This is a genomic window from Streptomyces sp. NPDC059567, assembly GCF_042735655.1.
Classification (GTDB): domain Bacteria; phylum Actinomycetota; class Actinomycetes; order Streptomycetales; family Streptomycetaceae; genus Streptomyces.
In genome coordinates, this window is sequence record NZ_JBHWBS010000035.1 from 4,716 (window position 1) to 14,393 (window position 9,678).

Genomic DNA, 9,678 nt, shown 5'->3' on the forward strand with positions numbered 1-9,678 from the left:
CCCGCGGCCCCGGGCACGAGCCCCCCCCCCCCCCTCACCCGCCCCCCCCCCCCGGTGGTGGGGGGGGGGCCCTTCTCCTGTACTGCGCCGTTGCTACTGGCCGCCCTTGGCCGCCTTCTTCTCCTCGGCGTCCTCGATGACCGCCTCGGCGACCTGCTGCATCGACATGCGGCGGTCCATGGAGGTCTTCTGGATCCACCGGAACGCGGCGGGCTCCGTGAGGCCGTACTGCGTCTGCAGGATGCTCTTCGCCCGGTCGACGAGCTTGCGGGTCTCCAGCCGCTGCGAGAGGTCGGCGACCTCCTGCTCCAGCGCGCGCAGCTCCGCGAACCGGGACACGGCCATCTCGATGGCCGGCACGACGTCGCTCTTGCTGAACGGCTTCACGAGATACGCCATGGCGCCGGCGTCCCGCGCCCGCTCGACGAGGTCGCGCTGCGAGAACGCGGTGAGCATCAGGACGGGCGCGATGGACTCCCCGGCGATCTTCTCGGCCGCGGAGATGCCGTCCAGGACGGGCATCTTCACATCGAGGATGACGAGGTCGGGGCGGTGCTCCCGCGCGAGCTCGACGGCCCGGGCACCGTCGCCGGCCTCGCCGACGACCGAGTAGCCCTCTTCTTCGAGCATCTCTTTGAGATCGAGGCGGATGAGGGCCTCGTCCTCGGCGATGACGACACGGGTCGTCAGCGGCGGGACGTGCGACGCATCGGCGTCGTCGGCGGGCTGGGGCGACTCGGGGGCGGTCACGGGGGCTCCTCGTTGCGGGGCAGTGCGCTGCACGAAGAAGCCTACCTAGCTGCTGGCCAGACCGGTGACCGGGTACACTCCGACTGGCAACCCTGCCGGGTTGGTGGAATGGCATACACGGATGTCTCAAACACATCTGCCCGTGAGGGCTTGCGGGTTCGAGTCCCGCACCCGGCACCGGCTCTGAAGCGGACGTTCACCTTCGTGTGAATGTCCGCTTTTTGCTACCTGCGGCCAGGAAGCGTTGCACAGAGTAGCCACATGAACTTCCATGGCACAGAAGTACGACAGCGGGCGCTCAGTTTGCTCCGGGGCGGCGCCACGAACGCGGACGTGGCCCGAGAGCTCAACGTTCCCAAGGGCACGATCGGCTACTGGAAGCACGTTGACCGCGCGACGCGCGGCGAGTGTCCGGGCAGGCACAGCCCGAAGTGCCCTCTTTGCGATGGTCGCGAGCTGGATGAGGCCGCGTACGCCTATCTCCTGGGCCTCTATCTCGGTGATGGTCACATCATCAAGAACCGCGCCATGCGAGTGCCGAGCCTCTCCATCACATGCGCGAATTCCTGGCCTGTCCTCATTCGCGAGTGCGTGAGAGCGATGGAGTCAGTCCTGCCCGACAACTCCGCGTGCAGGGTCCAGCGGCAAGGGTGCCAGGAAGTGAAGATCACCTCCCAGCACCTCTGGTGCCTCTTCCCCCAGCACGGCCCAGGGAAGAAGCACGAGCGGCGCATCGCCCTCGAACCCTGGCAGCAGGCGATCGTCGACGCGCACCCGTGGGCGTTCATCCGGGGGCTCATCCATTCCGACGGATGCAGGATCGTCAACTGGACGGAGAAGATCATCGGGGGTCGGGTGAAGCGGTACGAGTACCCCCGGTACTTCTTCACCAACTCGTCCCCCGACATCATCGGACTCCTCACCGCCGCCTTGGACCACGTCGGTGTCGAATGGAAGGCCACCAACCAGTCACGCACCGCCCAGAACATCTCCGTCGCCCGCAAGGCCTCTGTCGCGCTCATGGACCTGCACGTGGGGCCCAAGCGTTGACCCCCCGCCTCTCAGTGCGGCGTTCCCAGGTAGGGGAAGTGCGGCAGCAGGTCCTGGTGGGGGCCGATGTGGTCCGAGACGATTCTGCCGTTGGAGATCATGTCCAGACGGGCCGACGTGACGTCGTCGGTCAGCGTGCGGCCGTTGGGGTAGGACGCGGGGCGGTTCCGGTCGTAGCGCAGGACGTCGGGGAGGACTGTCCGCAGGGCCTCCTCCGCGTCGCCGGGGGTGTAGCCGCCGGTGTGGGCGAGTGCGGCCTTCCAGGGTTCGAGGTACGTCGCCACGTCGTCGGCCGGCTCCCCCTCGTTGTAGGCGTCCTTGACCTCCTCCGCGTTGAAGTACGCGGTGAGGGAGGGGTGGGCGCCTCGGTCGACGGACTTCAGTTCGCCGTCGGTGTGGAGGCTGACGCGGGCCCAGACGCCGATCTCGGGGTTGTCGCCGAGTGCGGCGTCGGGCACTTCGAGGGCGATGCCGAAGACGTTCTTGTCGGCGCCCCAGTCGGTGCCGGTCCAGTTGAAGTCGGCGACGATGCCGTCGAGGTCGGCGAAGAAGGGGTCGCTGCGCAGTCCGGCGGAGACCTTGTAGCCGTCGGCTTCGGTGACGGACAGTTCGCGGCCGAAGGAGACGGGGACGTCGGTGAAGAGCGGGGTGCCGGCGGCTTCGTGGGCGCCGGCCTCGGCGCCGGTGGCGCGGTGGAGGGTGAGGGTCTGCTCGCCGTCCTCCGCGGGGTCGGAGAAGGTGAAGCTGAAGGCGATGTCGGCCTGGTTGTCGCCGTCGGTGTCGACGTTGATGCGGTAGACCGCGTCGGGGTGGAACGCGGTGCCCCCGGTGGGTGCGATCGGGTTGACGTTCATGATGAGCGCGGTGCGCCCGCCGGGGACGGTGAAGGCGAAGAGGTCGGTCAGGTCCAGACGGGCGTCGTCCATCGGGGAGCGCAGGTGGGGGCCGCTGAGGTGGTGTGACATGGCGTCACCTTCGCGGTACGACATGGGGGTCGTGGTGCGACGGGGCCGCCGTGGTCACTCCTTCGGGCTGTCGTCCTCGCCGATGTGGTGGACACGGACGAGGTTGGTGGAGCCGGGGACGCCGGGCGGGGAGCCGGCGGTGATGACGACGACGTCGCCCTTCCGGCAGCGCCCGATCCGCAAGAGCTCTTCGTCGACCTGGGCGACCATGGCGTCGGTGGAGTCGACGTGTGGGCCGAGGAAGGTCTCGACGCCCCAGGTGAGGTTGAGCTGGGAGCGGGTGGCCGGGTCGGGCGTGAAGGCCAGCAGCGGGATGGGCGAGCGGTAGCGGGAGAGGCGCTTGACGGTGTCGCCGGACTGGGTGAAGGCGACGAGGAACTTGGCGCCGAGGAAGTCGCCCATCTCGGCGGCGGCGCGGGCGACGGCTCCGCCCTGCGTACGGGGCTTGTTCCGTTCGGTCAGCGGCGGGAGGCCCTTGGCGAGCACGTCCTCCTCGGCGGCCTCGACGATCCGGCCCATGGTGCGGACGGTCTCGACGGGGTACTTGCCGACGCTGGTCTCGCCGGAGAGCATCACGGCGTCGGTGCCGTCGATGACGGCGTTCGCCACGTCGCTCGCCTCGGCGCGCGTCGGGCGGGAGTTGTCGATCATCGAGTCGAGCATCTGGGTGGCGACGATGACCGGCTTGGCGTTGCGCTTGGCGAGCTTGATGGCGCGCTTCTGGACGATCGGGACCTGTTCGAGGGGCATCTCGACGCCGAGGTCGCCGCGGGCGACCATGATGCCGTCGAAGGCGGCGACGATGTCGTCGATGTTCTCGACGGCCTGGGGCTTCTCGATCTTGGCGATGACGGGGAGGCGGCGGCCTTCCTCGTCCATGACGCGGTGGACGTCCTCGATGTCGCGGCCGCTGCGGACGAAGGAGAGGGCGATGATGTCGGCTCCGGTGCGCAGCGCCCAGCGGAGGTCGTCGATGTCCTTCTCGGAGAGGGCGGGGACGGAGACCGCCACCCCGGGCAGGTTGAGGCCCTTGTTGTCGGAGACCATTCCGCCTTCAACGACGCGGGTGTGGACGCGGGGTCCGTCGACGGAGGTGACTTCGAGGGTGACGCGTCCGTCGTCGACGAGGATGCGCTCACCGGCGGTGACGTCGGCGGCGAGGCCGTCGTAGGTGGTGCCGCAGATGTGGCGGTCGCCCTCGACGGGTTCGACGGTGATGGTGAAGTCGTCGCCGCGTTCAAGGAGTACGGGGCCTTCACGGAAGCGGCCGAGGCGGATCTTCGGGCCTTGAAGGTCGGCGAGGACACCGATGCTGCGGCCGGTCTCGTCGGAGGCTTTGCGAACGCGCTGGTAGCGCTCCTCGTGCTCGGCGTAGCTGCCGTGGCTGAGGTTGAATCGGGCGACGTCCATTCCGGCCTCGACCAGTGCCTTGATCTGGTCGTATGTGTCGGTGGCGGGGCCCAGGGTACAAACGATCTTTGCTCGGCGCATGGTTCGAGCCTAGGGCTTACCGGTGGGTAGAGAAGAGGCCGGGCATGTCCGTTCAACAACCTTTGCGTGAAGGGTTATTGACAAGTCTTGAATCTGTGCGGGCGGGTGCTCCGATGAGCGTTTCGACGGTGGTTCTAGAGGGCGGGAGGGGCCATCGTGAAGCGGGCGGTGACCTCGGCCGTGACCGTCTGGCGCTGGGGTTCCAGGTCGAGGGGCGGGGGTACGTCGACGGACTCCGCGGCGAAGGCCATGCGCATCCCGCCCAGTGCGGCCGGGGGCGGGACGAGCCCCGTGTCGGAGAGTTCCAGCAGGGCGGCGAGGGTGGTGCCGAGCGCCGCCGCGTACGCGCGGGCGCGCTGGACCGCCTCGTCCACCGCCGTGCGGCGGGCTTCGGCGTAGGAGGGCGAGTCGGGGCGCAGCGCCCACCAGGGGCCGTCGACGCGGGTGAGGTCGAGGTCGGCGAGGCGGGTGGTGAGTTCGCCGAGGGCGGTGAAGTCGGAGAGTTCGACGGTGAGCAGGACGCGGCCCTGGTAGGCGCGGATCCGTTCGCCGCGGCCGTGCTTGCCCGGTTCGGGCGTGATGGAGAAGGCGCCGGTCTCCAGCTTCTCGACGGCCTCGCCGTAGGACTTGGCGAGATCGAGGGCGAGTGCGTTGCGCCGGGTGAGGTCGGCGAGGGTCGCCGACCGGTCGGTGCCGCGGGCACTGACCGTCACGGCGATGCGGGCGACTTCCGGGTCGACTTCGAGTCGGGCCTCTCCGCGGACGGCCACCTGGGGTGCTTCCGGGGTCGGGTGTGGGGTCGTCACTTCTGGCTCCCTCGTGTGGGCGACGGCTGCGGTCCCGAACACTTTCCCACTCCGTAACCCGAAAGCTCTGTTGCCGACGTGACGGGTGAGCCAGAATCTACGCGCGTTGTGCACCACTGGACCAAGGAGAACACATGCCGCTGAACCGCCGGACGTTCCTGGAGAGCTCCGTCGCCGTCGGAGCCGGAGCCGCCCTCGCCACGGGGGCCGCCACCGCCCCGGCGCAGGCCCACGGACCTCGCCCGAGGCCGGCCAAGCGGTACTCCTTCACCGTGATGGGCACCACCGACCTGCACGGAAACGTCTTCAACTGGGACTACTTCACCGACAAGGAGTTCGACGACAAGGCCCACAACGACGTCGGCCTCGCGAAGATCTCCACCCTCGTCGACCAGGTGCGCAAGGCGAAGGGGAAGCGCAACACGCTCCTCATCGACGCCGGCGACACCATCCAGGGCACCCAGCTCTCGTACTACTACGCCAAGGTCGACCCGATCACCGCCCGGCGCGGTCCCGTGCACCCCATGGCGCAGGCGATGAACGCCATCGGCTACGACGCCGCGGCCCTCGGCAACCACGAGTTCAACTACGGCATCCCGGTGCTCCGGAAGTTCGAGGAGCAGTGCGACTTCCCGCTGCTCGGCGCCAACGCGCTCGACGCGAAGACGCTGCGGCCGGCGTTCCCGCCGTACAGCATGCACCGGCTGCGGACCCCGCACGGCCGGGACGTGAAGGTCGCGATACTCGGCCTCACCAACCCGGGCATCGCCATCTGGGACAAGGCCAACGTCAGCGGCAGGATGGTCTTCCCCGGCCTGGAGGAGCAGGCGGCGAAGTGGGTGCCGAAGCTGCGCTCGATGGGCGCGGACGTGGTGGTCGTGTCGGCGCACAGCGGTTCCAGCGGCACGTCCTCGTACGGTGACCAGCTCCCCCACATCGAGAACGCGGCCGGGCTCGTGGCCGAGCAGGTCCCCGGCATCGACGCGATCCTCGTGGGCCATGCCCACACCGAGATCCCCGAGTACCGGGTGAAGAACAAGGAGACCGGCAAGGACGTCGTGCTGTCCGAGCCGCTGAAGTGGGGGCAGCGCCTCACCCTCTTCGACTTCGAGCTCGTGTGGCGGAAGGGCCGCTGGGCCGTCGAGAAGGTCGGCGCCCAGGTCCTGAACTCCAACACGGTGGAGGAGGACCCGAAGATCGTCGGGCTGCTCTCCGACGAGCACAAGAAGGTCGTCGCGTACGTCAACCAGATCATCGGCACCTCCACCGCGACCATGGCCACGGCCGAGGCGCCGTGGAAGGACGAGCCGATCATCGACCTGATCAACCACGTCCAGGCCGAGACGGTGAAGGCGGCGCTGGCCGGCGGCGAGTACGCGGCCCTGCCGGTCCTCTCGCAGGCGTCCTGCTTCTCCCGTACGGCGGCGATCCCGGCGGGTCAGGTCACCATCAGGGACGCGGCCGGGCTGTACGTCTTCGAGAACACCCTGGAGGCCCGCCTTCTGACGGGTGCCCAGATCAAGGACTACCTGGAGTTCTCGGCCCGGTACTACGTTCGGACGCCGGCGGGCGCTCCCGTGGACACCGCGAAGCTGACGAACGCGGATGGCACCCCGGACTACAACTACGACGCGGTGTACGGGGTGACGTACGAGATCGACATCGCCAAGCCGGCCGGCTCGCGGATCGTGAACCTGTCCTTCGGCGGCAAGCCGATCGACCCGGCCGCGCAGTTCGTGCTCGCCGTGAACAACTACCGGGCCAGCGGCGGCGGCGCGTTCCCGCACGTCGCGAACGCCAAGCAGCTGTGGGCCAACTCGGACGAGATCCGCAACACCATCATCCAGTGGGTGAAGGCGAAGGGGTCGATCGATCCGGGTCAGTTCGCGTCGGTGGACTGGAAGCTGACCCGGGAAGGTGTGCCGGTGTTCTGAGCCCCACGGTCAGCTCTGTGTGAGGGGCGTCAGCGCCTGGCCCTGGGCCGGGACGCGTGGCGCCTCTCGCCGTTCCAGACCGAAGCTGGTGAAGGCGGTGCGGCGCGGCAGCGGGTACGGCTCCTTGCCGGTGAGCGAGTTGAGGATGGTTGCGCTGCGCCAGGCGGCGAGCCCGAGGTCGGGGGCGCCGACGCCATGGGTGTGCTTCTCGGCGTTCTGGACGTAGACGGAGCCGGTCACGGACGCGTCGAGGACGAGCCGGAACTCGCTGTCGATCCTGGGCCGCCCGGCCGAGTCGTGCCGCGTGTACGGGTCGAGTCCGGCGAGCATCCGGCCGAGCGGGCGCTCCTTGTAGCCGGTGGCGAGGACGACGGCGTCGGTGGTGAGGCGGGAGCGGGTGGCTTCCTGGACGTGCTCCAGGTGCAGTTCCACCTTGGTGGTGGCGACCCGGCCCGCGGTGCGGACCTGGACGCCGGGGGTGAGGACGGCGTCCGGCCAGCCGCCGTGCAGGGTGCGCCGGTAGAGCTCCTCGTGGATGGCGGCGATGGTGTCGGCGTCGATGCCCTTGTGCAACTGCCACTGGCGGGGCACGAGTTCGTTGCGGACGGACTCGGGCAGGGAGTGGAAGTAGCGGGTGTAGTCGGGGGTGAAGTGCTCCAGACCGAGCTTGGAGTACTCCATCGGCGCGAAGGCCTCCGTCCGCGCCAGCCAGTGGATCTTCTCGGCGCCCGCGGGCCGGGCCTTGAGCAGGTCGAGGAAGATCTCGGCCCCGGACTGGCCGGAGCCGATGACGGTGACGTGTTCGGCGGCGAGGAGCCGCTCGCGGTGGTCGAGGTACTCCGCGGAGTGGATGACGGGGACGTTCGGGGCGGCGGCGAGCGGCTTCAGCGGCTCGGGGACGTACGGCTCGGTGCCCACGCCGAGGACGACGTTCCTGGTGTACGCGCGGCCCAGCGCCTCGGCCTCGCCCTCCGTGTCGAGCTGGGTGAAGTCGACCTCGAACAGGGCGCGTTCGGGGTTCCAGCGGATGGCGTCGACCTGGTGGCCGAAGTGCAGTCCGGGGAGGCGGGTGCTGACCCAGCGGCAGTAGGCGTCGTACTCGGCGCGCTGGATGTGGAACTTCTCCGCGAAGTAGAAGGGGAAGAGCCGGTCGCGGGTGCGCAGATAGCTGAGGAAGGACCAGGGGCTGGCGGGGTCGGCGAGGGTCACCAGGTCGGCGAGGAAGGGGACCTGGAGGGTGGTGCCCTCGATGAGCAGGCCGGGGTGCCAGTGGAAGGCCGGGTTCTGCTCGAAGAAGGTGGCCGCGAGGCCGCCGGGGACGCCGTGGGCCAGCGCGGCGAGGGAGAGGTTGAAGGGGCCGATGCCGATGCCCACCAGGTCGTGGGGCTGATCGAGGTCTCGCTGGGGGGTGCTGGCCGTCATCGGTCGGTGCTGCCTTCCGTCAGGGCTTCTACGAGGGTGAGGATCTCTTCGAGGTCGCCGGGGGTCGCGTGGGGGTTGAGCAGGGTGGCCTTGAGCCAGAGCCGCCCGTCCCCGTGGGCCCGGCCGAGGACGGCGCGCCCTTCGCCGAGGAGGGTGCGGCGGATCGCGGCGACGGTGGTGTCGTCGGCGTCCCTGGGCCGGAACAGGACGGTCGTCAGCGTCGGGCGTTCGTACAGCTCCAGACCGGGGGCCTTCTCGACCAGGTCGGCGAGGTGCTGGGCGCGCGCGCAGACCCGGTCGACGAGCTCGCCGAGTCCGGCACGGCCGAGGGCGCGCAGCGTGACGGCGATCTTGAGGATGTCGGGGCGGCGGGTGGTGCGCAGGGAGCGGCCGAGGAGGTCGGGGAGGCCGGCCTCGGTGTCGTCGTCGGCGTTGAGGTAGTCGGCGGTGTGGGAGAGGACGGCGAGGTCGGCCGTGTCGCGGACGGCGAGGAGTCCGGCGGCGACCGGCTGCCAGCCGAGTTTGTGCAGGTCGAGCGTGACGGAGCGGGCGCGGTCGAGGCCGGCGAGGAGGGGGCGGTGGGTGTCGCTGAAGAGGGCGGCTCCGCCGTAGGCCGCGTCGACGTGGAGGTCGGCGTGGTGGGCCTCGCAGAGCGTGGCGATCTCGGGGAGGGGGTCGATGCGGCCGGTGTCGGTCGTACCGGCGGTCGCGGCGACGAGGAGGGGGCCGTGGAGGTCGGTGAGCGCCTCGTCGAGGGCGACGGGGTCGAGGGTGCCGTTCGGGGTCGGCACGGTCACCGGCTCGGGCAGGCCGAGGAGCCAGGCGGCGCGGCGGAACGAGTGGTGGGCGGCGGCGCCGACGACGACCTGGAGGGGATGGCCGGGGCCGTGGCGCTCGCGGGCGAGGAGGAGGGCGAGCTGGTTGGACTCGGTGCCGCCGGTGGTGGCGAGTGCGTCGGGGCGCGGTGCGGTGGGGTACGCGGCCTTGGCGAGGGCCTCGGTGACCAGCGCCTCCAGGGCGGAGGCGGCGGGGGCCTGGTCCCAGGAGTCCATGGAGGGGTTGAGCGCGGAGGCGGCGAGGTCGGCGGCGGTGGCGAGCGCGAGGGGTGGGGTGTGTAGGTGGGCGGCGCAGAGGGGGTGGGCGGGGTCGGGGGGGGGGGGCCCCCCCCCGCCGGGGGGGGGGGGGGGGGGGGGGGGGGGGGGGGGCGGGGGCGCGGGGGGGGGCGCGCCCACAGACCCCCCCCCCCCCCCCCGGCCCGCG

At 70.3% G+C, this 9,678-nt stretch carries 7 protein-coding genes, 1 tRNA gene and 1 pseudogene (1 of these 9 cut by a window edge); 3 read left to right on the forward strand and 6 right to left on the reverse strand.

What is annotated here, in order from left to right; translation table 11 throughout:
* Positions 1 to 93: 93 nt before the first annotated feature.
* A complete protein-coding gene (locus tag ACFVZW_RS17730; RefSeq protein ID WP_384522197.1) occupies positions 94 to 750 on the reverse strand; it encodes an ANTAR domain-containing response regulator in 657 nt (218 codons plus the stop codon).
* A gap of 94 nt (positions 751 to 844) precedes the next feature.
* Between ACFVZW_RS17730 and ACFVZW_RS17735 the strand changes: the two genes are divergently transcribed.
* Positions 845 to 927, forward strand: a tRNA-Leu gene (locus tag ACFVZW_RS17735).
* A gap of 84 nt (positions 928 to 1,011) precedes the next feature.
* A complete protein-coding gene (locus ACFVZW_RS17740) occupies positions 1,012 to 1,800 on the forward strand; it encodes a helix-turn-helix domain-containing protein (protein WP_384522199.1) in 789 nt (262 codons plus the stop codon).
* 11 nt (positions 1,801 to 1,811) lie between these two features.
* Here ACFVZW_RS17740 and ACFVZW_RS17745 read toward each other — a convergent pair whose 3' ends face one another.
* The 3 genes from ACFVZW_RS17745 to ACFVZW_RS17755 form a co-directional block, all read right to left on the reverse strand.
* Positions 1,812 to 2,765, reverse strand: coding sequence for a DUF4331 family protein (locus tag ACFVZW_RS17745; protein ID WP_384522201.1), 954 nt, complete (start codon positions 2,763 to 2,765; stop codon positions 1,812 to 1,814).
* A 54-nt stretch (positions 2,766 to 2,819) separates the two neighbouring features.
* Positions 2,820 to 4,256, reverse strand: coding sequence for a pyruvate kinase (gene pyk, locus ACFVZW_RS17750; RefSeq protein WP_384522203.1), 1,437 nt, complete (start codon positions 4,254 to 4,256; stop codon positions 2,820 to 2,822).
* Positions 4,257 to 4,390: 134 nt separating this feature from the next.
* Positions 4,391 to 5,062 carry an SIMPL domain-containing protein gene (locus tag ACFVZW_RS17755; protein WP_384522205.1) on the reverse strand — a complete coding sequence of 224 codons (672 nt, stop codon included), beginning with the start codon at positions 5,060 to 5,062 and terminating at the stop codon, positions 4,391 to 4,393.
* Between the two features lie 134 nt (positions 5,063 to 5,196).
* On the opposite strand from ACFVZW_RS17755, the gene ACFVZW_RS17760 reads away from it, so the two are divergent.
* On the forward strand, positions 5,197 to 6,996 hold the full coding sequence (locus ACFVZW_RS17760; RefSeq protein WP_384522207.1) for a bifunctional metallophosphatase/5'-nucleotidase: 1,800 nt from the start codon (positions 5,197 to 5,199) through the stop codon (positions 6,994 to 6,996).
* Positions 6,997 to 7,005: 9 nt separating this feature from the next.
* Here ACFVZW_RS17760 and ACFVZW_RS17765 read toward each other — a convergent pair whose 3' ends face one another.
* Positions 7,006 to 8,418, reverse strand: coding sequence for a lysine N(6)-hydroxylase/L-ornithine N(5)-oxygenase family protein (locus tag ACFVZW_RS17765; RefSeq protein ID WP_384522209.1), 1,413 nt, complete (start codon positions 8,416 to 8,418; stop codon positions 7,006 to 7,008).
* A pseudogene (locus ACFVZW_RS17770) lies at positions 8,415 to 9,678 on the reverse strand (pyridoxal phosphate-dependent decarboxylase family protein) (its annotated part continues 308 nt past the right edge of the window); the annotation flags it as partial. The pseudogene ACFVZW_RS17770 and the gene ACFVZW_RS17765, both read right to left, overlap by 4 nt.